The following is a 24483-nucleotide window of genomic DNA, read 5'->3' on the forward strand; positions in this document are numbered from 1 at the left end:
ATAGCATAGATTTGTGAATATAATAAACAATAGCGCGGCCGATCTAAAGCGATTTGTACCGCTATTTGTACTGTCTTCATTCACAAATGGCTAAGCATGGTAAAATCTATTCAACTCAAAAATTCAGAAGACCAGGCCCTGCTTGACCAGCAAGTGTACGAAGAACTCCGTCAGGATCCGCACCTTAAAGAAGTAGACTTTTTCCAAAATCTTCGCAGACATTCCTCCGGTTGCGTGGTTTTCCAGAAAACGTACAAGCGATCCGGAAAGGAAAAGGGATATCGAACCGAAACCATCTACCTGCATAAACTCATCGCAGAACGCTACTTATCGGACAACCGGGTAGGCAAAAACAATCTGGTCGGTGCCAAAAATGGTAACAAGATGGATTGCCGCCTGGACAACCTGGAGTACCGGAGTCGCTCCGTGGCGAGCCGAAAGCGTAAGTCGAGCTCCAAGCTCGGATATACCGGGGTGTACAAGGAAAACAACCGGTACCGTGCGGTCATTTCGGTAGAACGCCGAAGTGTACACATCGGGATGTTTGCTACCGCCGAGGAGGCAGCGCTGGCCTACAACAAGAAGTCCCTGGAGCTGTACGGGGAATTCGGAAAGATCAACGTCATTCGTCCCCACGCTGCTTCGGGAGACGATCAAAGTTCTTCCGCTCAGCCTCCCTTCGGCCGCAAAACAAGTTCTCCGGATGGTGGCGAAGCGGGCATGGTGAGTGATAAATAGGGCCTGCCTTATTCGGGTTTTCGGGCGATCGTCATTTCTCGCTTTCCCGGGGGACCGGGAACGCCTTCCACCAGAAAGCCCGTGGCCCGCAAATTGCGTTTAAACTGCCCCTGGGCGCAGTAGGTGGTCAGCCATCCGCCGGGCCGCAGGGCCCGGAAGGCCACGGCGAGTGCCTCACCTTCCCAAAATTCCGGCTGGCTGCTGGGTGCAAAGGCATCGTAGTAAATAACGTCAATGGACCCCGCCGCGTAGCTCCGCTGCCCGTCGCGGATGAAGTCCCTCCGGAATTTTTCCAGGAAAAAATTCTCGGTGATCGCCACCCGCTTTTCCCATTCCGCCCGGTGAAGGGGGAGAAAAGCCGACGGATCAATGTTTAGTTGTGCGGGGTAGTTCAACTGTAGCACGGTTTCTTCCGTAACCGGGTAGGCTTCGTAGGTGAAGTATTCTACGGATTGATCGGTGTATGCTTCCCGGCCGACTTCCATCACCGTCAGCAGGGCGTTCAGGCCGGTACCAAACCCCATTTCCAGGATGCGGACGGGGCGGTCCCGGACGGCCGCCAGGGCCGGCAGTAAACCGTACTTGATAAATACGTGCTGGCTCTCGGTGATGGCGCCGTGGGTACTGTGGTAGGGAACCGCGAAACGGTCATTTACCAGGGTGTGGCTGCCATCCTCCGTTAATACTCTTTCCTCGTGCTGCATAAGTCGAGTGATTAGGCCGGCAGCAGGGCGTTGGCCCGAATGGAAAGGTGGGAAGCATCGTGGGTTGCCTTTCCTTCCCGGATAACCAGCACCTGCGGGGATTCGTGCTCTACGCCGAAGTGATCGGCGATGTGGTTACTGACGGAACGGAACCGATGAAGGTCGAGGTAGTAGGCCTCAAGGTCTTCTTCCCCAAAGTCCCACTCCATCTCCAGTCGCTTCTTGGCGATACTGCTGATGGGACAGGTCGTACTGTGCTTGAAGATCAGACAGGGAGTCACGCGACTGCGGTCAATGATCGTTTCTACGTCTTCCAGCGACGTAATGGGATACCATTTCATAGTTTACTAAATGTCAGGTAGCTGTTGTCCTCCACCATCAAATGGCCATCCTACACGGCAACTTGGCTTTCCTCCCGGAAAGGCCTGATAAAAGTACCGCAGAAGTCCTGATTAAGGGTGGACTAGAAAATTGATACAGCAACCGTAACGCAGTCAACGAGGAATTCGTTGAGCGAAAAGTTGGTGGGACATCCGTAACCGCGGTTGCAGGAAGAGAGCAACAACATGGCTAAAGCGCTGAAAACAACGGAGAAACGGGGTGATTGCTTGAAAATATTCATGGAACTGGGAGATGTAAACGGGAGTAATTTGATCTAGTATGTCGCAATAAGACAACCGGTAATGGACCTTGTTGTTTAGGGTAGGTGACGGGGAGGAAAACTTCTTTTACTCCCGGCAACCAAACAACGTTTCCAAAATTGTCGGCCGTGGATTACTTTTGCGGCCGCAAAGATAACCCCAATATGGCCAGAAAAATTGCCCTCCGCGACGCTTTACGTGAAGCAATGTCAGAAGAAATGCGCCGCGACGAAAATGTCTTCCTCCTGGGAGAAGAAGTTGCTCAGTACAACGGTGCCTATAAAGTTTCCAAGGGCATGCTGGACGAATTCGGTCCCAAGCGGGTCATTGATACGCCCATTGCGGAACTCGGTTTTGCGGGCATCGGCGTCGGAGCGGCCATGAACGGCCTGCGCCCCATCGTCGAATTCATGACCTGGAACTTTGCCATTCTGGCCTTTGACCAGATCGTGAACAATGCGGCCAAAACCCTCTCTCAGAGTGCCGGACAGTTCAACTGTCCCATCGTGTTCCGGGGGCCTTCCGGATCCGCCGGACAGCTGGCCCAGCAACACAGCCAGACTTTTGAAAGCTGGATGGCCAATACGCCCGGGTTGAAGGTTATCTCCTGTATCCACCCCGCCGACGCCAAGGGCCTGCTGAAGAGCGCCATCCGGGACAATGACCCCGTCTGCGTCATGGAGTCTGAAATGCTCTACGGTTACGAAGACGAGGTCCCCGAAGGAGAATACCTGGTACCGATCGGCAAAGCTGCCGTTCGTCGCGAGGGTACCGACGTGACCCTGATTTCCTACAACAAGATGATCCTGCCGACGCTGGAGGCCGCCAAAGAGCTGGAAAAGGAAGGCATCTCCGCCGAAGTGATTGACCTGCGGACGATTCGTCCGCTGGACCGGGAGACCATCATCAACTCCGTAAAGAAGACCAATCGTGCCGTCGTGGTGGACGAAGCCTGGCCCTTCGCCGGCGTGAGTTCCGAAGTAGCCTACTCCATTCAGAAATTGGCCTTCGACTACCTTGACGCACCGGTCATCCGCGTTAATTCCGCCGATACCTCGCTCAGCTACGCGCCCACTTTCGTGGAGGAATACCTGCCAAATGCCGACAAAATCATTCGTGCGGTAAAGGAGGTTACCTACGTAAAGTAAAGGAACATCCCCCAAAAGACGCGAAGCCCCGATCAGGTATCCTGGTCGGGGCTGCGTTTTTTGCCGTTGGGCTTTCGGTCGGCCGGAGAGTACTTTCCGCTTCAACCACGACCGGCATGCGGAGCAAGCCCATTACAGATAACCTCTCATAGCCTCAGCCCTTGCGACCGGCCTTCTGCTTTTGCGACCGGTATGCGCTTGCCCGACCAATCACCAATGGGGCGGGGAGCAAGCCTGCTCCGGATAATCCTTCTCAGCCTCAGCCTTCTCCTTAGTCTTAACCCCGGCTGCACCTCTACCCGGCACCGTCACCGAATTCTTATTTTTATACGACCGGCCTGCGGAGCAAGCCTATTACAGATAACCTCTCATAGCCTCAGCCCTTGCGACCGGCCTTCTGCTTTCTCCTTTTGCGACCGGCATGCGGAGCAAGCCTACTCCGGACGATCCTCATTAGCCTTCTCCTTAGCCTTAACCCCGGCCTCCCCTCTTCCCGGCACCGTCACCGGATTCTTATCAAGTACGCTCAGGCTTTCTTCTTACTTTTCCCTTCATTACCTTAGCGCCGTGAAATTTGGCAATCGGCAACTTGACTTGGTGATGATCGGGAATTCGATCCTTTCCTCCTACGGTAACCCCGTGGCGGAATTGTACCGTGGCCTCATCAACGAGTTGGCCCAATATGGGCACCGAACCACCTTTCTCGAGCGGGAAAACAAGGACAAGTACCAGTACCGTGACATGCTCCGGTCGCCTTACTGCGAAGTATGGACCTATCAGGATACGGACCAGTTATTGTCCGAATATCGTCGGGCGATTCAGTCGGCCGACGTGGTGATCCTGGGCAACGGCGTGGAGGAGTCCGACCGCATCGCTGCATGGATCGCCGAAGAGGCCCGCGGCATTACGGTATACTACGACAGTAACCTGGCCCGTACCATCAAAAACCTGGAGGGCGCACTCGCCGTAGGAGACTGCTTGTCTTGCCGCACGGTCAGTAACTTCAACCTGTTCCTTTCCACGACCGGCGGCCCGGCCCTGAGCCGGCTAAAAAAGGTGCACGACGTCAGTTTTCCCCGTCCTCTCTACGAAAGCGTAGACCCCTACACTTTCTACCGTACGGACACCGAGCGACAGTATGACCTGGGCTTTATCGGAAACCATAAAGCGGAACGGGCCGCCCAGATGGAAGACATGCTCTTCAGTCCGGCCCGGTTCACGCCCAATCGTCAGTTTTCTCTGGCGGGGGGCGGCTACGACAAGCAGGAAAACTGGCCCCGCAACCTCACCTACCTGGAATACCTGCCCGAAACCAACCTGGTTGATTTCTACAACCGCCAGCGTTGTATGCTGGTCATCAGTCGGGCCGACCGTAAGGAACTCGGCTTTACCCCCTCCCGGCGGCTACTGACCGCCGCCGCCTGCGGCGTCCCCGTGCTGACCGAAGACTGGGAAGGCCTGGAGGAATTTTTCGAACCCCACCGCGAAGTATTCTGCGTAAACGATAAACAGGGCGTCCTCGACGTACTTTACGGCACGGAAGAGAGTCACCGTAATCGCGTGGGCGCCGAAGCCCGACGTCGCATCCTGGGCCAGCACACCATCAGTCACCGGGCCCAGCAGCTATTGGAGTATTTGGATGAGGTGGCGGATTAGGCATGCTTTGCCAAAAACAAGGATCTTCTCCTCCCGAGGCATGTACCCATAGGGCATGAATGAAGCTTGCTCCCTATTTGTACTGGTCCTTCAAGTCCTGAATGGTCTTCTCTATTTTCACTTGATCTCCGTTTTTTTGGCCACCGCCTAGGTCAAGGTACTTCTGGTAGTCAGTTAGAGCTCCCAGAATATCTCCAGTGTTTTTCCTTGCCGTCCCCCGATTTTTGTAGGCTAGAGTGTAGTTCTTTCTTCGTTTTATTGCTTCCGTGTAATCCAGAATAGCCCCCTCCAAATCACCTTTTCGGTAGCGGGCGGAACCTCGCGATATATAGGCTCTTGGCGCGTATGTTTTCACCCTTCCTACACTTAGTTGGATGGCCCGATCATAATCTGCTATCGCCGCGACCTGATCTCCCTGTCTGGATCGCATGAGCCCCCGATTGATGTAAAAATCCGGATGATTCTGTTCAAGGCGAATGGCCTCCTCATAATCCATCATTGCCCCCGTTGCGTCCCCTTGTCCTTTTCTTGCCGTGCCCCGGTTGTTGTACGCAAGAGCGTAATCAGGATCAAGTCGAATGGCCTCGTTGTAATCCTTGATGGCCCCAACAAAATCCTTCCGACCGTACTTGATATTTCCCCGATTATTGTAGGCTTCCGGATACGCTGGTCGCAACTGAATTGCCTGATCATAGGCATACTCTTTATCCTCGGGAGTTTTAGCGTTAACGGCCTTCTCGTACCATTCTTGCGCCGTTAGGGCGTTGTCCTCGATGTCTGGAGCCTCAATGGCCGCCAGCTGCTGTTCCCTTACCTTTTTCTGTACCGACTTTGTGATGGGGTGAAGCACGGTTTCCAGCGCAACGTTCAATCGCTCGTCGCAAAGCTTTTGCATGGCGGCATCAAAATATTCAGCTGGCACCTTAAGTCCGTTGTATTTTTTAAGTGGCGCCAAATCGCCGGTTAAATGCCTGGCGATAGAGGGAGTGCCAAAACTAAACCCCTCCAAAAAAAGCGGGATGATGTTTCGTCTGGTCTTGATGGCCAGTTCGATTTCCCTCCTGAGCCAGTCGCCCGGTTCGCTGCACCGCTCGAGGGCCGAAGGCGTTAAGATGACCACAAAGTGGGCCCTTCCTTCAATATTCTGGGTGATGATCTGCGAAAAGTCTCCACTTTTGATGCTGTTGTAATCGAAGAAAACATCATAGCCCTGACTGGTCAGGTGCTGGAAAATAGCCAGCGCCCAGGGTGTATTTGTCCGTCGGTAACTGATGAATACGGTCTTCTCAATGCGTTGCATGCACGTACGCTTGTGGGGGAATTAGGTAGAAGCAGCTTTCAGCAGGCTTTATGCCTATCAGAGGAAGGGGCTCCTAAGCTATGGAATATTTAAATAAACCAAGTGTCTCCCGGTCAGGGATGCCCCTTACTCTCCTTTAATGTATCTTTCCTTCAACGCAAGAATGGTGTTCTCCATCTCGGCCTGATCCCCAAATTGCCGGCCACCGCCTAAGTCCAGGTAATGTTGATAGTCCGTAAGGGTGCCCAGGATGTCTCCTAAGCTGTTTTTGTCATAGCCCCGATTCTTGTATGCCAGGGCATAGTTGGGTTCTAAACGGATTGCTTCGGTAAAGTCCTGGATCGCTTCTTTTAGGTTACCCTGTATCCGGCGGGTTATCCCCCGATTGTTGTAAGCCTTGGCGTAGCCCGGCCAACAACGGATCGCCTGCGTATAATCACTGAGTGCCTGATCCAAATTCCGTTGTAATCGATGCACATTCCCCCGATTATAGTAGGCCATGGGATAATCAGGATCCAGGCGAATGGCCTCGTTATAGTCCAAAACAGCTCCGTTCAGGTCCCCATGATCGGCACGCACCGCCCCGCGATTGTTGTAGACGATAAACAATTCGGGATTGTTTAATTCAATTGATCTGGTAAAGTCGGCAATCGCCCCCACGGGATCTCCCTGGTTGGCCCTGGCGTTCCCCCGGTTATTGTAGGCTTCGGGGTAATCGTGCTTGAGCGTTACTGCCTGGGTATAGCAGTAAATCTCATCTTCCGTGGTCTCCGCCACCATCCCCCGTTCAAACCACTCCTGCGCCGTAAGGGCATTTTCGTCTACCCTGGAAGCGTTACTGGCCGCCAATTGCTGCTGCTTCACTTGCTCCCGCACGGTAGGTGTGATGGGATGCAGAATCGTATCAAGGGCAACGTTGAGGCGCTCCGTGCGAAGCTTCTCCATGGCCGCATCAAAGTATTCAACGGGCACCTTCAGGCCATTGTATCGTTTAAGTGCCGCTAGTTTCCCGGTAAGTTTTTCGGCAATGGATGGAGTACTAAAACTAAATCCCTCTAGAAACAGCGGAACAATGTTTCGTTTATGCTCCAGGGCCAGCTCAATTTCGCGTCTTACCCAATCCCCTGGCTCATGGCATCGCTCCAGTGATGATGGTGTAAGGACGACCACAAAATGGGCCCTTCCCTCGATGTTCTGAGTAATGATCTGGGAGTAATCTCCGCTTTTGATGCTGTTATAGTCAAAAAAAACGTCATACCCGTGGCCGGTCAGGTAATGGTAAATCGCCAGCGCCCAGGGAGTATTGGTACGCCGATAACTGATGAAAACGGTCTTCTCAATGCGTTGCATGTGGTTCAACTGTCGGGACAGTATTATCGATTGCCGAAGCTACAAATGTTTATCAAAAACGTCAAGGGGGCTAATGTCCCCGTGAGACCAACCACCATCATTGATAAGTACCACTGTCGAAGTTGGGTAAGCAAGCGCGTAGCGGATTAGGCGCTCCCGCGACCGGAAGCGCCCAAAATTCATCCAATCAAGGAGATGAGGCCGAAGGTTCCGATGCTTACTCCTCGGCCGCCAGTACGCCGTTGATGTTGAGGCGCATGGCCAGGTCCATGACGCTGACGACGCCTTCGACCGGAGCGCGCTTGTCCGGAGAAATCAGCATGGAGTAGTTGCCGCCCGCTTTCGGAGACAGGCGTGACTCCAGTTCCGGCAGGCTGATCCGACGTCCGTTGAAGTACAGGCTTCCCTGCTCGTCAATGCGTACGTCGTCGAGTTGATTACTCGAGGGGGCCGCGGGGGTATCCGAGCGACCGGGGAGCTTCAGGTTGAGGGCATTCGGTGCCACCACCGTGGAGGTGAGCATGAAGAAGATCAGCAGCAGGAAGATGATGTCCGTCAACGACGACATATTAAATTCTGCGGATACCCTACTTCTTTTTTTGAGGCCCATGTTGGCGGTCGGTTTTCGTTGCCCGCAGGCGGTTAGCTGTTTGGTTGGGTGGCGATGATGGCCCGCGCCCGCTGGCGGGCGGCCAGGTTCATGATGGGCGTGATCCGGCTGAAGGGGACGCCGGCTTCGGCCACGATGGTCACCGTCGCCTGTTCCTTATCCTCCACCTGGCTCAGGGCGTCCGTTACGGCCCGGCCGATGGCCTGCCCCCGCACGTTGATGTTGTTCACCGTCGTGGTACCATCTTTTTCCAGCTGCACCACAATGTTGGTCGGAGCCACCGTCTGGCTGTCCGAAATCGGCAGGTCAAAGGGCTTGATCTGCACGAAGTTGGAAGTCAGCATGAAGAAGATCAGTAGCAGAAAAATGATGTCCGTCAACGACGACATATTGAATTCTGCACTGACTTTACTTGAGCGTTTCAGGCCCACGGCTGATGCTTTTTGGGTGAAGGAATGAAGAGCAATTTGGGGCGATGCGCAGGTGCAACGGTCATCCCAAAGGAGCCGGGCAGTTTACTTCCCGGGTTCCTGCAGCAGATCCATGAATTCGGTCGTGGACCGTTCCATTTTGTACACGACGCGCTCTACGTTGGCCACCAGCAGGTTATACCCGACGAAGGCCAGGATACCGATGAACAGTCCCGCGGCGGTCGTCAGGAGGGCGGAGTAAATACCGCCCGCCAGTACGTCGGGGGTAATGTTCTGGGCCGTAGACATTTCGTAGAAGGCGTTGATCATCCCCGTTACGGTTCCGAAGAAGCCGATCATGGGGGCCGCACCGGCAATACTGGCCAGGGTGCTCAGTCCCTTCTCCAGCCGGAAAATCTCCAGGTTGCCGACGTTCTCGATGGCCGCGTCAATGTCCCGCAGGGGGCGACCAATCCGTTGCAGTCCCTTGTCCACCATCCGGGCCACGGGGCTGTCGGTATTGGCGCACAGTGCCCGGGCGTTGGCCATGTTCCCGGCGGAGATTTCCATCCGGATGCGATCCATGAAGCTCTGATCGTTGGCGCGGGCGGCCTTGATGGTCGTGTAGCGCTCCACGAAGATGTACAGACCAACCACAAAGAGTACCAGCAGGATGCCGACGATGATCATACTGAGCAGACCGGAGTCGAGCAGTACGCTAAGCAGGTTATCACTTTCCACGGCGGGCTCTTCGGGGGTATCGAGTTCCACCTGTCCCTGGAATAAAAGAAAAAGATAGGTTAGCAACATTTGGGTGTGTTTAACGAAGGCACGGAGCTTATCTTAGGATCGATACCGGCCATCACCAGCATCGTTTGCGACACGCTCTTAACGAAGGTAAAGCGGGTTTCGTATGCCCGCAGGTTTCCAACTGAGCGAATAAAGGTAGAATTTATGGCCGTTATCCCGGGGGAAATTTTAACATTTTAGCCGCCCCAAACCGCTCCCGCCCGTTTTCCTACCGACCATACAGCCAACCCGACCGCGCCCGCATCCGCCAGCGCCTAAACATTACCTTTACGGACGCAAAAACGGACGACACATCAACCATGTTACGCTTTCTCATCGGATTTGCCGTGCTCTGCCTGGGGGTTACTCCGCTGTCCGCCCAGTCTCCCGATTGGGCGAAAAGCAAGGTGTTTCCGGGGCAGTATTTCCTTGCCCCCACGCCCGAAATACCGCTGGCTGATGCCGGGGAGCAATTACCGGCGGCCATCGCCGCCGCCCTCGGAGATACCCGGCCCGACCAGTGGCGATTGCACCGGCGCTCCGTCGCCCAAAACCACCACCATTTCCATCACTACCAACAGGTCGTCCGGGGTTTTCCCGTCCTGGGCGGAAGCCTTCAACTTCAAATCACCCCGGAGGCGACCCTCAGGTCCGTCAGCGGCCGGTTTTTCCCCGACACCGCATTTGTTCTCCCCCAACACCTTCAGGCTCCCCAACGGGCACTCCCCCGGATACACGGAAGTCTGTCCCCCTACTATCCGCACATCGGGCAATGGAATTACCGCATCCAGGATACCGTCTGGATGCCCCGTGGCCTTTTCCCCGGACAAGCCTCCCGCCACGATCAACTCGCCTTCGTCATGGACTTTACCGAGCCGGGCGGAGTGCAGGCACACCGCATCTTACTGGATGCCGCCACGGGGAAAATCCTGGATCATTTCCCGCTGCACTGCAGTCTGGTGCGGAGGCTTTTTCACCGTACCCCATCCCGCGTCAACCTGATCTGGGAAGAGGGGCAGCCGTTCCCCGGCATTTTGGCGCAGGAAGACCAGGAGGCCCTGCTGGCCACCGAAGAAACCTACGCCCTCTTTTGGCGCACCTTCGGCCGCAACAGCTACGACGGAAACGGTGCCCGGCTCAACATCGTCACCCAGGCCCAACTGAACAACTGCCCCAACGCCGTGGCCAGTGGCAACCGCATCAGTCACTGCCCGGGGGTGGTAACCGACGACATCGTGGCCCACGAATGGACGCACAATTACCTCGCCTCCATGAACGGGCTGGTGTATCAGTACGAAAGCGGCGCCATCAATGAGGCCTTCGCCGACATCTTCGGTGAAGTGGTCGACCTGCTCAACGATCGCGGACTGGACGACATGGACCAGCTGCCCCGACAGGATTGTGAGGAAGCCAACGTGCGGTGGAAAATTGCGGAAGGCACCCCGGCCCTGGAGAGCCACATCCGGGATCTGTGGCTACCGGAGTGTAAAGAACACCCCTCCACCATTGACAGTCCCGATTTCGCCTGCCTGCCGCTGATGGACGATTTTGGCGGGGTGCACATCAATTCCGGACTCATCAACCGGGCCTTCAGCCTGCTGACCGATGGTGGCTCCGTGGATACCCTTACCGTCGCGGGCATCGGGCTCACCAAGTCGGCCCACATTTTCTGGCATGCCGCCCAGCATTACCTGGGGCCGGTGACCAGTTTTTCCAACCTCGCGGACATCCTGGAGCAATCCGGGCAAGACTTATTGGGCGCGGACCTGACCGAACTGACCCTCGTCAACCTACCGGCCGCCACCGCCTCCGATGTAATCACGGCGGCGGACGTTGAACAGCTACGCCGCGCCGTCCTGGCCGTAGGGCTGCGCACGCCCCTACCCTGTGATTTCCCGCCCGCCCTCAACCCCGGCCGCCCGGAAACCTGTGCGGAATCACTCCAGGGTACCAGCCCCGTGAGCATCTTCCGGGAGGACTGGGAAAACGGCCTGCCGGCCGGCTGGGAAGTCAGCTCCGCTCCGGAAAACCCCGACTCCTGGACCGACAAATCCTGGCGGCTCACCGACCTACTACCCAACGGTCGTGCCGGCACGGGAATCCTCGCGCCAAGTCCGCAGGTGGGTAACTGCCAGCTGGATCTGGAAAACGGACTGGTGCACCTCAGCAGTCCGCCCATCGTGCTGCCCGCCGTCGCGGTGGAAGCCTTCCTGGAATTCGATCATTATTTCGCCACGGAATCCGGCCTCGACGGTGGGGTGCTCGACATTGCCCTCGGGGAAGGCCCCTTTGTACCGGTGGAGACCGCCCACTTTACGTTCAACCCCTACGTTTCTCCCCTGGAGGGAAGCAACCTAAACGACAACCCGCTGGCGGGTCGAGCAGCCTTTCACGGCACGGATACCAACAGCGATACGGGAAGCTGGGGAACGAGCATCGTCGACCTGACCGCAGCGGGCGTTATCCCCGGGCAGCCCTTCCGGTTGCGGTGGACCATGGGGCACGACGGCTGCAATGGGTGGGTTGGCTGGTACCTCGACGAGGTGGAGATAGGGTACTGCGACGAAGCCAGCTTGCCCGTTACCTACCGAAGCATTGAGGCCGTTGCCGACAAGGACCGCGTGCATTTGCGGTGGGAGCTGGACCTCTCCGAAAACAATGCCGGCTTTTTCGTGGAGCGGCAGGGACCGGAGGAAAATGAATTTCGTTCCCTGGCCTTCGTCCCGGCCCGGGGCTACGCCTACGTCTACCTTGACCATGAAGTACGGGCGGGAGCCACCTACACCTACCGCCTGCGCCAGCGCGATCTGGACGGTACGGAAAGTTACTCTCCGCTCGTGGCCGTGAGTCTGCCGGAACCAGCCCTTCGGCTGGGCCCCAATCCCGCAGGTGATTTCCTGACCGTCCATTTATCCGATCGGGCCGGGCCCGCCACGGGAATACTTTACTCCCTGAGTGGACAAAAAATGATGGAATTCTCCCTAAAGCCGGGGGAAACCCACCGGTTGTCCACCAGTCGTTTCCCCGCGGGCATCTACTTAATCAAGGTGGGTGATCGTCTACAAAAAGTAGAGATCCGTCGGTAAAGCGTAAGAGTTTCTCCGCAATTCCTTGACTTTATTTATACAACCTTAGATTTGCGCGTTCGTTACAATAGGGTTCGCCATAACTGCGGATACCCCAATTGAGCCTATGGATACTTTAATTACCATCGGGCAGCTGGTGCTCAGCCTGTCCATTCTTATTGTCTTACACGAATTCGGTCACTTTCTGCCGGCCCGACTTTTCGGTACCCGGGTGGAAAAATTCTACCTTTTCTTCGACCCCTATTTCAGTCTGTTCAAGAAGCAGATCGGGGAAACCGAATACGGCATTGGCTGGCTACCGTTGGGGGGCTACGTCAAGATCAGCGGAATGATCGACGAGAGCTTTGACACCGAACAAATGGCCTCCGAGCCCCAACCCTGGGAGTTCCGGAGTAAGCCGGCCTGGCAGCGGCTGATCATCATGCTGGGCGGGGTGACGGTGAACTTCATCCTCGGGTTTCTGATCTACGGCATGGTCCTCTTCGCCTACGGCGAGGAATACCTGCCCGCCAAGAACGTCACGCCCGGAATTGCCGTTGACAGCCTGGGCTACGAGATGGGATTACGTACGGGCGACAAGATCATTTCCGTAGGGGAAGTCCCCTTCGAGCGCTTCAGCGACCGCACCATTTTACGGGAAGTGGCCATCAACAACGCCCGGAGCATCACCGTGGAGCGGAACGGTGGCCAGGAGGACATTAAGGTGGACAATAAGTGGGCCGATATCCTGACCCGCCACGAAAACAAATACGAGCGCCTGTTCATCCCCCGGATGCCCTTCGTCATCGGACTGGTCGCCAAGGATGGTCCGGCCGAAAAGGCGGGACTGGTGAAGGAGGACAAGATTGTCAGCGTCAACGGTCAGCCCACTCCCTACTACGATCAGTTTACCGACTACGTAGAGGGCCGCAAGAACGAAACGATCACCCTGGGAGTCCAGTCGAAGGATGAGGAATCGGTTCGGGACGTACAGGTTACGCTCAACGAAGACGGGATGATGCGGGTAGCCCCCGCCGCTCCGGAATACCACTACGATACGGAACGGATTGAGTACGGATTCCTCGAATCCCTCCCCGCGGGCTACCAGCAGGGGATGGACTTCCTCGGCAATCAGTTTAAGGCCTTCGGGGAAATGTTTAAGGGCAACATCAAAGTAACCGAAAGCCTGGGTGGTTTTGCCAGTATCGGGTCCATGTTCGGTACAACCTGGGAGTGGGAACGCTTCTGGTACATGACCGCCTCGCTCTCGCTGATCCTGGCCTTCATGAACCTGCTGCCCATCCCCGCCCTCGATGGCGGCCACGTCATGTTCCTCCTCTACGAAGTCATCTCCGGCCGCAAGCCCAGCGACAAGTTCATGGAGCGCGCCACGATGGTCGGTTTCGTGATCGTCCTTGGGTTGGTCCTGCTGGCCAACGGTCTGGACATCTGGCGGGGCATCAAGGGCCTCATGGGCGGCTAAACTTACTGGCCCGGTAGGCATTCGTTGTTCCGCACGGGCACGTTTTACGGATGTCCTCAGCGCAGCATTTGGGCGTCGGAGCGCAGGTGCAGCGTTGATGGCAGAGGTGCCCTGCCTTCCGGTAGTCCCCTGGAATTTTCAAAGTCTTTTTTACGTAAACGCAATGGTGAACTATTTCGATTTTTTTGGTATTGCGCCCGCTCCCCGCATCGATCAGGCGGAGCTAAAACGGAAATTTTACGCCAACAGCCGCACTTTCCATCCCGACTTTCACACCCTGGCCGACGCGGCCAGCCAGGAGGAAGCCCTGGAAAAAAGCACCCTCAACAATCAGGCCTACAAAACGCTGATGAACCCCGACCAGCGGCTGAAGCATCTGCTGGACATCAACGGGGTACTCGGAGCGGAAGGCACCAATCAGGTGCCCCAGGATTTCCTCATGGAAATCATGGAAGTCAACGAGGCCCTGATGGAGCTGGAATTTGATGATGATCCGGCCGTAAAAACTAAGGTTAACGCCCTGATCGATCAACTGGAAAATGACCTGGAGCAGGAGGTGGAAGGGTTGGTCAACCATTATGACCAGGCTACTGTTAGCCCGGAAGAACTATCCCGCCTGAAGGACTACTACCTTAAAAAAAGATACCTACTGCGCCTTCGCGGTAAAATTTAGCCGAAACACATGATCATTCTTCTTTCCCCCGCAAAGACTCTCGACATGAGCCCCGCCGAGGGCAACTATTCCGTTCCCCGGCTGCTGAATGACACTGAAAAACTGGCTGGCATTCTGAAGAAGAAATCCCGCAGTAAGCTACAGGAACTCATGTCCATCAGTGAATCGCTGGCGGATACCAATTACCAACGCTTTCAGGAGTTTTCTCTTCCCTTTGACCAGGAGAACGCCAAACCGGCCATTCTCGCCTTCCGGGGAGACGTTTACCAGGACCTGGACGCCCCCAGCATGACCGCCACCCAACTGGATTTTGCCGACCAGCAAATCAGAATTCTCAGTGGTCTTTACGGCTTGTTACGCCCACGGGATCTGATGCAGGCCTACCGGCTTGAAATGGGTACCCGGCTGACCAACCGACGTGGAAAGAACCTCTACGAATTTTGGGGAAATCGGATCACCAAACTGCTCAACGAAGATATTGCTGCCGAGGGCAGCGGACTGGTGCTCAACCTCGCCAGTCAGGAATACTTCAAGAGCGTAAATGCCGGAAAACTGGATGCCCGCGTACTCACCGTCCATTTCAAAGACGAAAAGGATGGCAAATACCGGGTCATTGCCTTCAACGCTAAACGCGCCCGGGGTAAAATGGCCCGGCTCATTACGGAGGAAGGCATTACCCAGGCGGAGCCCCTCAAGCAACTCGTGGTCAATGATTACGTGTACAACGAGGAACTCAGCAGCGAGAACGACTGGGTCTGGACGCGCTAGCAAAGCTTGGAATTACCATTTGCTGGCCAACGATTAGGTTATCCGGAAATTTGCGCTCAACGGACGGACCACTAGGCCGTCTTTTGTTTCTTGCGCAGTTTGATCGAACCGGGCACGCAGGGCCCCAACTCACTGTTTCCCCACCAGGGGCCGGAGAGTAGTAGGCCCTCTCCCGTAAAGCTCACCCGAAGCTCGTAGTGCTTCATGCACCAGGAAAGATAATCTGGCTTCTGGGAGCGTAGAATCTTGGTTTCCGTTAAGCGCCAGGAACCATTGGGTAACTGGTTCCCACTGAGCTGCATTTCGGCCCAGATGTCGTCGAGCCGGACGTAGGCCGTTCCTCGCATGAAAATGTCGGTCTGCCGCAGCGACATGGACAATTCAAAGCGCTCCGCAATGCCTCCGGCATTTTGGTACAGTTCTCCCGTCCAGACTCCCGAAATATCGACATTGCCACCATCGGCAGCTTCTTCGTGGGGCACGGGTGCCGCCACGGATAGGGCCGGTGGGGTACCCGCCAGCGTGACGGAAAGGATGAAAATAATCAGCTGGTCAAGGGCAAGCAGGTGCATAGTTTTCGGGGAATTTTGAAAAAAGTTACATTTTTTTTCTCAAGCAAGCCACGGAATTTAAACGGCGGGTGTCTTGTTGTCGTATACCGAGTTGATTTTCAGAGCGAACTTTTACTAACGCCCAGACTGCAAAGCAGCCTGGGCGTTTTTTTTGCCCCTGAGCTGTCCACCTGTTCGACCTACCTTCTACTCTCTGTCTCCTAATTCCTCAGCCAAGAATCGATACATCGGATGACCCCTCGCTGCGCTCAGGAGGCATCCGATGAACGCTTCTTCCTTCTTCTATCTTCATTCTTGTTTACCCTCAGTGCCCGCTCGGCCGACCAGTCAGCTCGTGCCTCGCGCCTGAGCGGACGAGCTCTTTCAGGAGCGTACTTCCTTCTTCTATCTTCATTCTTCCTTCTCATCCTTAGCCTCAGCCTTAGTCCTGGCATAAAAAAAGACCCTCCATCAGGGTAGCGATGGAGGGTCGAAGTCTTCCCGTTACTCCGATGAGCAACGGGGTTCAAGGGATTACAAACGGTAGTTCTTAGTAGCCCCGTCCGGAACCTGCTCCGGCGGGAGCAGCGTCTTCGGAGGCGTTATCGTCGGCCGTCAGGAATTCTACCCGGCGGTTTACGTAGCTTTTATCGAGGGGGACGATGGCGTTTTCTTCACCGCGGTACTGCAGTACGAGGCGGCTGCGCTCAATGCCGTGCTGGGTTACCAGGTGATCGACTACGGCCTTCGCCCGGCGGTAAGACAGTACCTCGTTGTTGGCGGCGGAACCGGTACGGTCCGTGTATCCGCGAATAACCAGACGCATGCCGGCGTTACCCTGCAGTACGCGCGCCACGCTGGAGAGTGTACCGTAATCGCTGTACTTGATGGTGGACTGATTGAGCGGGAAGTAGATCATGGGGAGGTATACCTCACCACGATCGGTGGTTACCCGGGTAGTACCACCCTGGTTACCGGCCTGCATGCGGGCGATGGAGGCGTCAATCATTTCCTGGACGCGGTCTTCGGTAATTGGCTTATCGTTGCGGTTGATCACCACACCATTGGCGTCAACTTGCTCACCGGCGCGGGGGGGGAAGAAGGGCTCCAGATCCTTGTAATCGGGCACACCGTCCTTGTCGCTATCCAGCACGCGTCCCTTGGTGTCTACGGGAACACCGGCGGGGGTGTTGGCTTCCTGATCGATGGCGTCAACGACACCGTCGCCGTCAGAGTCGCGGGTAGCATCGTCTACGCGAGCGTCTACGCGGTTGATTTCATCGCGGATCGGAGAGAAGGCGTTCACCCAGTAGCTGGGCTCAGACTTCTTGGCCCGGTTGCCAATGTTGAAGTTCAGGTTGATGGAGCCGACGTTTTGTACGTCGCGGAAGTTACCACCCAGGGTGGGGTCCGTGTTCTCGTTGTAGCCATCCAGCAGGTCTGCGCGATTACCGAAGGGTACCAGCGCCTGGTATTCGAAGCCAATGTTTACCCGGGGGCTCAGGCGGAAAGCAATACCGGCACCACCCGCTGCGTGGGCGGAGAATTCCCGGTCGAGGATGGGGTTACGGCCCTCCTGCCAGGTGTTGCCCGGTTCCTGGTATTCCGTTTCGAAGAAGTTTGCTCCGGCACCCACCATGGCGTAGATGTTCGTTTTGCGGATGTCTCCCTTAAAGCGGAAATTATTCAGAGAGACGACCACGAAGCCCGTTCCACTGATGAGGTTATTTTCGAAGCGACGGGTGCTGTTTTCGTTCTCGCCGTTGGAATTGCCGTACAGACCATCAAAGCGCAGAGAGAAAAGATGATCAAGGGATTTACGCAAGTGAATGCCAACGCCGAAGTCGGATCCGGCGTCAACGTCGCCGCCAATCCACATGTAGGAAGGTCGGATACCAAATTCCCACATGGTACCGGTTTTCTCACCATCATCCATCGCGGCTTCTTCGCCGGTAAGGTCTTCGATGGTCATGTCGGTAGTCTCAACGGTCTCCGTGTCATTCGTCGCCGGAACGGGCGTGCCCTGAGAGAAGAGGCCGAAAGACAGTAGCAACATTGAGCAAGTAAAAGTGAGTTGCAATAATTTCATAGGATCGGTTCTGGAAGGTTTAGTTTTGAGATTGGGTGTTGAAATCAGATTTGTCATAGCATAATGCCGGGGCAGGTGTGTAGTGAATGCTTAAGGAGCGGTACGTTTCGTAAAAGCAACGGTAGTTTTAAGTAAGAAAACGTGCGCTCTCGATAAGCCAAAGGTAGTAGTTGTTTTTGAAACGGTAGCTATTTTTGGGTAACCGGATATAATTTTTTTTCGTATTAGTGAATTATCAAATGCGTTTTTTGCGCCATTTTAGCCGGGGTGATTACCTTGGTCCCCACTATGCACGATCTTTGGTTAACCCCACCGGACAAGCCCGAAAAGGATCTCCCGGCCTACAGCCTGGGAAAACATTTACGACCCCGCTCCCGTAAGATTTCCGCTGCGATTATCGGTTTAGACGCCGCCATCGCGCAAAAGACACGCGAACATCTTTACACCATGAGTTGGGATTTCGGTAAGCTGAGCGTGCGCGATCTGGGCGATCTGCGTAAGACCAACGTCGAATTTGGCATTCCGCTGCTTAGGGAGCTGCATTCTTCCGGAATAATTCCCGTACTCCTCGGTGGCAGCGACCACCTGTTTCGGGCCCAATACCTCGCCTTTGGCGAACTGAACCGTCAGATCAATCTGCTCCACATCGACCGCCGCATCGCGCTGTCCCCTGCTGCGGCCCAAAAGGAAGTGTTGGATACCGCCGTCTACCGCCAGGGCACCAAAAAGTCCTTCCACCTCTTTCATCTTGGCGCCCAGCAGCACCTCGTAGACCCCGCCATCCGGACCCAGATGGCGGCTACCTCCCAGGAATACGTCCGGCTGGGTGCGGCCAAAGCCGCACCAGAGGAGCTGGAACCCCTGATCCGGGATGCCGACCTGGCCGGTATGAACATCGGCGCGATCAATCATCTGGAGGCCCCCGCCAGGAGCGGCTTCACGCCCTCCGGCTTCACCCTCCACGAGGCCAGCCAGCTGGCCTACTACGCCGGCAACAGCGATAAATTATCCTCCTTCGGGCTCTACGGTTTTAACCCGGAGGGAAAATCCGACACGGAGGTCGAGCTGACGGCCAGTGCCTACGCCCAGCTGGTGTGGTACTTCCTGCACGGCATCGCCCGGCGGCAGGGAGACTTTCCCGTCTCCACCAGGGGGCTCATGGAATACGTGGTTGATTTACCGGAGTATCACCGGCTGACCTTCTGGCGATCACCGAAGAGCAACCGCTGGTGGGTACAGGTACCCGCGAAAAAATATCGGGGGGAGGAGCGTCACCGCCTGATTGCCTGTTCTTATGGGGATTACCAAAAGGCCACCAACGATCATTTCCTCTCGGACCGCCTGCTGATGGCCTTCCGGAGACACGGGTAGCCCAGCCCCAGCCTGCTCCCCAGAAATACCGTTGCACCTGTACCGGCTGAGCCGAGTATTCCGCTTCGCTTCACGGTCCCTCGCCCAAATAAGCGTCACCGCTTCACCAAGTTTCTCTAGCGTCGCCGTTGCTTGATGCCCAGTACTCCCAGCAGTCCCCGGGTAAATTCCCGGGCAACCGTCCGACCGATCTGACGGGTGGTGGTGGAGTTCAGGATCTTTTCAAAGGTGGATTTTTCCCGGCGGCGGGACCGCGAACTGCTGCCCCGGGCCTTCTCCCGCTGACGCTCCATTTCCGCGCGATGCTCTTCCTTGGCCGCCTCGGCTAACTTAGCCTCCAGAATTTCGTAGGCGCTTTCCCGGTCGACCTCTTTGTTGTACTTGCGGGTCAGGGTGCTGTTCTTCACCAAATCGTCGATTTCGTGCTGGGTCAGTACGTCCATCCGGCTCTCCGGTGCCCGCAGCATGGTCCGGACCAGCGGAGTCGGTCGCCCCTTGCGGTCCAGCGCCGTCACGAAGGCCTCTCCGGTACCCAGTTCGGTCAACACCTGATCCACGTCGTAGAAATCCGTGAGGGGATAGTTTTCGCTGGCCAGTTTGATGGCCTTGCGGTCCTTGGCCGTAAAGGCCCGGAGGGCGTGCTGCACCTTCAGGCCGAGCTGCCCGAGGATGTCACTGGGAATGTCCGCCGGATTCTGGGTGACGAAAAACAGCCCCACCCCCTTAGAGCGAATGAGCTTGATGATCGCCTCCAGCTGGTCCAACAGGGCGTCAGTTGCCTCCTCAAACACCAGGTGGGCCTCATCAATGAAGATGACCAGTTTGGGTTGTTCCAGGTCGCCCTCTTCGGGGAAGGTGGCGTAGACTTCCGCCAGGAGTTGCAGCATGAAAGTGCTGAACAATTTAGGACGATCCTGAATGTCGGTCAGGCGAATGATGGAGACAATGCCGCGTCCCAATTCGTCGAGGCGGGTCAGGTCATCGACGTCAAAGCTTACTTCGCCGAAGAAGCGGTCGGCGTCCTGGCTTTCCAGTTCGACGATGCGGCGCATAATCGCGCCGGTACTGGCCGTACTGATTCGGCCGTATTCGGCCTCCACGTCCTTTTTTCCCTCGCCGGTCAGCCACTGCAGGATTTTCCGGAAGTCCTTCAGGTCCAGCAGCGGCAGGTTGTTGTCTTCGGCGTACTTGAAGGCCACGGCGACGATACCGGACTGGGTGTCGTTCAGGTCGAGCATCTTAGAGAAGAGCACCGGGCCAAATTCCATGACGGTGGCCCGTAGTCTGGCGCCCGGTTCGTCGGAAAGGCTCAACAGCTCTACGGGGCTGCCGCCGGCCGTGAAGGGGATACCGATGGCTTCGTGTCGTTCGTCGATCTTGGGGTGGCCACCGCTGGGCACGGCGATACCACTCAGGTCCCCCTTGATGTCCATCAGTAGGCTCGGAACACCCTGCTTCGATAGTTGCTCGGCGATGATCTGCAGGGTTTTGGTTTTTCCGGTACCGGTGGCTCCGGCAATCAGTCCGTGCCGGTTGAGGGTACCCAGGGGAATTTTCACTAGGGTCTCAGAGAGCGTCTCTTCTCCGAGCATGGCGCCGCCCAGGACGAAGCTGTTTCCCTTGAAGGTGTAGCCTTCGGTGATGACTTGACGAAAGGTATCAGTTGTTGACATTGTTCCAACTATTTATCCGACGATCGAATTTCTTTTTGCTGAAGGGCCACAGGTCCGGGTTTCCGGAACTTTCCAGGGCCGCTTCGGTTTCGGCGGGCATGAGTTCGGCAAAGAAGTCCATGCCGGTAATGGCTTCCACCTCGTCGATGCTCATGGCGTAATCGTAGAGGGGGTCGAAGCTGATCTGGTTGGGAATGACGAAGCCGATGCCCTTCTGTTCCGGGTCGTCGAGATCCAGCAGTACCTTAAAGTAGGCGGCCGGGACGGCGATACGGTTATTGCGGCCGATGGTCCCCTTGGGGTCCTGGGTCATTACCGGACCGGTAACGACGTAAAGTCTTTTGAAGCGATTGGCCCAATCCCGGGTCAGCTCCTCCAGTTCCCGCCATACCCCCTGATTAAACTGTCGGGCCTGGGGGCTGATGTTGGACAGCAGGAAGGTTCGCTCGGCCAGTTCCCGGTTCCAGGCGAAGTCTGCGAAGGGTGCCAGGTGGCCGCGGTCGTAGCCGGAGCCGCGGTAGTCGTTATCGGTGGCCGAGCCGTCCCGCACCAGCGGATCGCTGCGGAAATCCCGGGGGCGGTCGGTCCACTCCTGCTGGAGGTTCTTCCGTTCCAGTACGTAAGCTACCCATTCGGCCTGCTCCCATTCCTCGTCGTAACTGAGCAGGAAACCGCCGTGGTCGATGAGCTGTCCGGAGGTCCCGGCGGGAGCTATGTAGGCTTCGCCGGCGTATTCCACCCGGTTGTCTTCCGGCGGGGTTTCCCCGCCGAATTGCTGAAACACCCACACCAGTCCCGCCAGGATGGCCCCGAAAATGCCCACCTTGACGATGGTCGTTCCGGAAGCTCCGGCTCCCTGCTGGGCGTGGTTTCTGCGCAATTTTGCCATGAGGCCGAAGGTAAGGAGGGATTTTTATACTTACGGCATGTTGTCCATTTCTTGACGGGGTGCGGTTTTTTGGGTCACAAAAACGCGAAGCAGCCTCCAACTTAATTGTAACTGATCCCTCAGTATTCTACTATATTCGTGGACTTATTTTGCCTTATGCGACACCTACTGATTCTATTCACTCTCTTCTCCTTTTCGCTTTCCGCTCAACCATCCGTGGAAAACATCAGTCTATCTGACCAGGCGTACCAAGCCCTGACCCAGAATGACTACCGACGCGCCATCAAATTATACCGTAAGGTCTTCAAACAGGAGCAATCCACTACCCTGGACGTAATGCGCGCGGCCGCCGCCGCCCAGGGAGCCAATCGGGTGGAGATGCGGAGCGATTTACTAAAGTATGCCTTTCTTACCGACCCTTTGGAGGCAGTGAAGGTATATGAGCTCTACCCAGAGTTTAAAGGGCTAAGGGAATCTAACTTTTCTCGTCAGATCTATGCGTTAATGGACCAAGCTTTCCCCTCAGATATTCTATGGGCCAAATCTGGTAAAAGCACCTACATTAGTAAAGATCCGGACTATAGATATTTTGTCAGTCTTGGCCGGGAATTAATGCGGGCGGGTGATTTCAAAATGGCCTACAGTTATTTATCCAGGGCTTCTAAAATAACGACACAAAGCCGCATTCTTCTTGTTCGCCAAGCCGCTTGTGCGGCGGTCGTCGGCGAGCTGGAAGTGGCCAAAAATCTATTAAGCAAAGCTTTTCTACTAGCTCCCCTTAAGACGCTCAATTTGATCAAATATGGCCGCGAATTCAAGCCAATACATTATGATCAAAACTTTCAAGTCATTTTAAACGACCTTATTGAAAGTTACTTTCCCAACTTCGACCCTAGAGTTGCTGCTGAGTTAGATGAGATTTGGGAAGATTTTATCCGTTATCGACAAACTCAGTATGAGACTTCGCCGTCTATCAATCATTACGACGCCTACCATGTATTTTTAATTGATACCACCCTACAAAAACAGCAGGCGGTACTTGACCAAATTTGCCTAAAAAGATTACGAAACTTACTGGACTCCGTCGGTTACCCAAGCGTGGAGTTAGTGGCGGAGCGATACGACCTACCAATTCGGGTCTTCATGGTTGCAAAACCAAGCGACTGGGAAAAATACATGGACATTTTCATTGCAGAGGCAACTCGAGAAGAAATGCAAGATTTACGACTGAATTATTGTCTAGCAGAGCACTATGATCACGCCTTGGCATTATCCGGCCAAAAACAGGTTTATGGGACCGTTGGCTATAACATTCCGGAGGAAAACCATGACCAATGGGTAATGCGAATATGGCCGGTAATAAATAAAGATGAGATAGAACAAAGACGGGCAGCTTTGGGCTTGGACGAACTCACCTTTCGGGGAATCGAAGCGCCCCTAGAAAAAATAAAACAAGAGGCCAATATCCCCCCGATAGAAGTAATGCTGTACATCACACTTAGCCGTCATTTTTGGAATCAAGGCAGGGAATAAACCCTCGCCCCCTAAACAACCATTCTCGCCCCTTTTTGCATCATTCCCAAAAACACCCATCAATGCGCCCCTTAACCTTCTCCTTAGCCTTAGCCTTCTCCTTAGCCTTAGTTTCCTCACTCCACGCCCAGACAACCTTCTCTTCTTCCGACCCCGCCTACGTAGACAACGTCACCGCCGGGGAGGCCGCCCTTAAAGACGGGCAGTTTGACGACTGCCTAGACTTCTACGCCAAAGCCTTTACGGTGAAGCAGACCAGCTTCCTGAGCACCCTCCGGGCCGCCGCCTGCGCACATTCGGCCGGCAAGCAGGAACTGCTCACCCAATACCTTGATCACGCCTTTTCGCTCAGTCCCGACGGCAGCATGCAGGTGTACAAGAATTACGAGGAGTTTGCTCCCTACCGCGACACCGAATTCGATCAAGAAATGAAGACTCGGTTCCAACTGGCCTTTCCCGATTATAATCAGAAACTGGCCGACGAGCTCGCAGAAATTCGCCGTTCCGACCAGGAAAATCGGCAGGTGATCATGGAAATCTCCAAGGAACACGGTTGGCAATCTCCGCAAATGGACTCCATGTGGGCCATCCAAATCCCCATCGACAAGGCCAATACGGCCCGCATCACGGAGATCATCGACGAAATGGGCTACCCCGGCAAAAGCATGGTTGGCGATCAATCCGGCACGGCCTTCCTCGTCATCCAACACGCCGATTTGGCGGTGCAGGAGAAGTACCTGGACATCATCACCGCTGCGGCGGACCAGGGCGAAGTCGCCTGGCGATCAGTGGCCCTACTGGTGGATCGCGTGCGCATGCGGCAGGGAAAATCTCAGCTTTACGGTAGTCAGGTGAGCCGCGACCCCGAAACGGGAGAATCGTTCTTCGCCAGAATTGAGCAGCCCCACCAGATTGACAGCGTGCGGGCCACCGTCGGTCTGGGTCCCATCCAGGAATACGCCGACAACTGGGACATTACCTGGGATCCGGATAAACACATTGCCCGGCATAAGGCGATGAAGAAAGAATAGTATGGTAGTGG

General features: G+C 55.5%; 21 protein-coding genes. 10 read left to right on the forward strand and 11 right to left on the reverse strand.

Annotation, left to right across the window (positions count from 1 at the left end):
- Positions 1-96: 96 nt before the first annotated feature.
- Positions 97-738 carry a Pathogenesis-related transcriptional factor and ERF protein gene (locus E1J53_RS02615; RefSeq protein WP_134271721.1) on the forward strand — a complete coding sequence of 214 codons (642 nt, stop codon included), beginning with the start codon at positions 97-99 and terminating at the stop codon, positions 736-738.
- An 8-nt stretch (positions 739-746) separates the two neighbouring features.
- On the opposite strand, the gene mnmD is transcribed toward E1J53_RS02615, so the two are convergent.
- Complete coding sequence (gene mnmD, locus E1J53_RS02620; RefSeq protein WP_134271720.1) at positions 747-1442, reverse strand: tRNA (5-methylaminomethyl-2-thiouridine)(34)-methyltransferase MnmD; 696 nt, start codon at positions 1440-1442, stop codon at positions 747-749.
- A gap of 11 nt (positions 1443-1453) precedes the next feature.
- Positions 1454-1783 carry a bacillithiol system redox-active protein YtxJ gene (gene ytxJ, locus E1J53_RS02625; protein ID WP_134271719.1) on the reverse strand — a complete coding sequence of 110 codons (330 nt, stop codon included), beginning with the start codon at positions 1781-1783 and terminating at the stop codon, positions 1454-1456.
- Positions 1784-2247: 464 nt separating this feature from the next.
- Between ytxJ and E1J53_RS02630 the strand changes: the two genes are divergently transcribed.
- Positions 2248-3231 carry a pyruvate dehydrogenase complex E1 component subunit beta gene (locus tag E1J53_RS02630; protein WP_134271750.1) on the forward strand — a complete coding sequence of 328 codons (984 nt, stop codon included), beginning with the start codon at positions 2248-2250 and terminating at the stop codon, positions 3229-3231.
- 567 nt (positions 3232-3798) lie between these two features.
- A complete protein-coding gene (locus tag E1J53_RS24610) occupies positions 3799-4887 on the forward strand; it encodes a glycosyltransferase (protein WP_173021343.1) in 1089 nt (362 codons plus the stop codon).
- Positions 4888-4960: 73 nt separating this feature from the next.
- On the opposite strand, the gene E1J53_RS02640 is transcribed toward E1J53_RS24610, so the two are convergent.
- The 5 genes from E1J53_RS02640 to E1J53_RS02660 form a co-directional block, all read right to left on the reverse strand.
- Positions 4961-6187, reverse strand: a complete 1227-nt coding sequence (locus E1J53_RS02640) for a tetratricopeptide repeat protein (RefSeq protein ID WP_134271717.1) — start codon at positions 6185-6187, stop codon at positions 4961-4963.
- A gap of 126 nt (positions 6188-6313) precedes the next feature.
- Entirely contained in the window at positions 6314-7537 is a 1224-nt protein-coding gene (locus E1J53_RS02645; RefSeq protein ID WP_134271716.1) for a tetratricopeptide repeat protein, read from the reverse strand.
- Positions 7538-7754: 217 nt separating this feature from the next.
- Entirely contained in the window at positions 7755-8147 is a 393-nt protein-coding gene (locus E1J53_RS02650) for a biopolymer transporter ExbD (protein WP_134271715.1), read from the reverse strand.
- Between the two features lie 32 nt (positions 8148-8179).
- Positions 8180-8578, reverse strand: coding sequence for a biopolymer transporter ExbD (locus tag E1J53_RS02655; protein WP_134271714.1), 399 nt, complete (start codon positions 8576-8578; stop codon positions 8180-8182).
- An 84-nt stretch (positions 8579-8662) separates the two neighbouring features.
- The gene (locus tag E1J53_RS02660; RefSeq protein WP_134271713.1) at positions 8663-9367 is read right to left on the reverse strand and encodes a MotA/TolQ/ExbB proton channel family protein; all 705 of its coding nucleotides are present in this window, start codon (positions 9365-9367) and stop codon (positions 8663-8665) included.
- A 299-nt stretch (positions 9368-9666) separates the two neighbouring features.
- Here E1J53_RS02660 and E1J53_RS02665 point away from each other — a divergent pair, with 299 nt between their 5' ends.
- From E1J53_RS02665 to yaaA, 4 genes are all read left to right on the forward strand, one after another.
- Complete coding sequence (locus tag E1J53_RS02665; protein WP_134271712.1) at positions 9667-12432, forward strand: M4 family metallopeptidase; 2766 nt, start codon at positions 9667-9669, stop codon at positions 12430-12432.
- Positions 12433-12538: 106 nt separating this feature from the next.
- Positions 12539-13894 (forward strand): RIP metalloprotease RseP, encoded by a 1356-nt coding sequence (gene rseP, locus E1J53_RS02670; protein WP_134271711.1) that lies wholly within the window; start codon positions 12539-12541, stop codon positions 13892-13894.
- A gap of 163 nt (positions 13895-14057) precedes the next feature.
- Complete coding sequence (hscB, locus tag E1J53_RS02675) at positions 14058-14567, forward strand: Fe-S protein assembly co-chaperone HscB (protein ID WP_173021344.1); 510 nt, start codon at positions 14058-14060, stop codon at positions 14565-14567.
- 9 nt (positions 14568-14576) lie between these two features.
- Positions 14577-15335, forward strand: a complete 759-nt coding sequence (gene yaaA, locus E1J53_RS02680; protein WP_134271709.1) for a peroxide stress protein YaaA — start codon at positions 14577-14579, stop codon at positions 15333-15335.
- Positions 15336-15406: 71 nt separating this feature from the next.
- Here yaaA and E1J53_RS02685 read toward each other — a convergent pair whose 3' ends face one another.
- Both E1J53_RS02685 and E1J53_RS02690 read right to left on the reverse strand, forming a co-directional pair.
- The gene (locus E1J53_RS02685) at positions 15407-15907 is read right to left on the reverse strand and encodes a hypothetical protein (RefSeq protein ID WP_134271708.1); all 501 of its coding nucleotides are present in this window, start codon (positions 15905-15907) and stop codon (positions 15407-15409) included.
- A gap of 529 nt (positions 15908-16436) precedes the next feature.
- Positions 16437-17942 carry an OmpA family protein gene (locus E1J53_RS02690; protein WP_173021345.1) on the reverse strand — a complete coding sequence of 502 codons (1506 nt, stop codon included), beginning with the start codon at positions 17940-17942 and terminating at the stop codon, positions 16437-16439.
- 480 nt (positions 17943-18422) lie between these two features.
- Between E1J53_RS02690 and E1J53_RS02695 the strand changes: the two genes are divergently transcribed.
- On the forward strand, positions 18423-19346 hold the full coding sequence (locus tag E1J53_RS02695; RefSeq protein WP_134271706.1) for a hypothetical protein: 924 nt from the start codon (positions 18423-18425) through the stop codon (positions 19344-19346).
- A 116-nt stretch (positions 19347-19462) separates the two neighbouring features.
- On the opposite strand, the gene E1J53_RS02700 is transcribed toward E1J53_RS02695, so the two are convergent.
- Positions 19463-21019, reverse strand: coding sequence for a helicase HerA-like domain-containing protein (locus tag E1J53_RS02700; protein WP_134271705.1), 1557 nt, complete (start codon positions 21017-21019; stop codon positions 19463-19465).
- Entirely contained in the window at positions 21006-21908 is a 903-nt protein-coding gene (locus E1J53_RS02705; RefSeq protein WP_134271704.1) for a DNA/RNA non-specific endonuclease, read from the reverse strand. Before E1J53_RS02705 ends, E1J53_RS02700 begins: the two co-directional genes overlap by 14 nt.
- 156 nt (positions 21909-22064) lie before the next feature.
- Between E1J53_RS02705 and E1J53_RS02710 the strand changes: the two genes are divergently transcribed.
- Positions 22065-23441: a hypothetical protein gene (locus E1J53_RS02710; RefSeq protein ID WP_134271703.1), complete on the forward strand. Its 1377-nt coding sequence runs from the start codon at positions 22065-22067 to the stop codon at positions 23439-23441.
- A gap of 62 nt (positions 23442-23503) precedes the next feature.
- The gene (locus tag E1J53_RS02715; RefSeq protein ID WP_134271702.1) at positions 23504-24472 is read left to right on the forward strand and encodes a DUF6624 domain-containing protein; all 969 of its coding nucleotides are present in this window, start codon (positions 23504-23506) and stop codon (positions 24470-24472) included.
- Positions 24473-24483 lie beyond the last annotated feature (11 nt).

Source organism: Lewinella sp. W8, from assembly GCF_004375085.3.
Taxonomy (GTDB): Bacteria; Bacteroidota; Bacteroidia; order Chitinophagales; family Saprospiraceae; genus Neolewinella.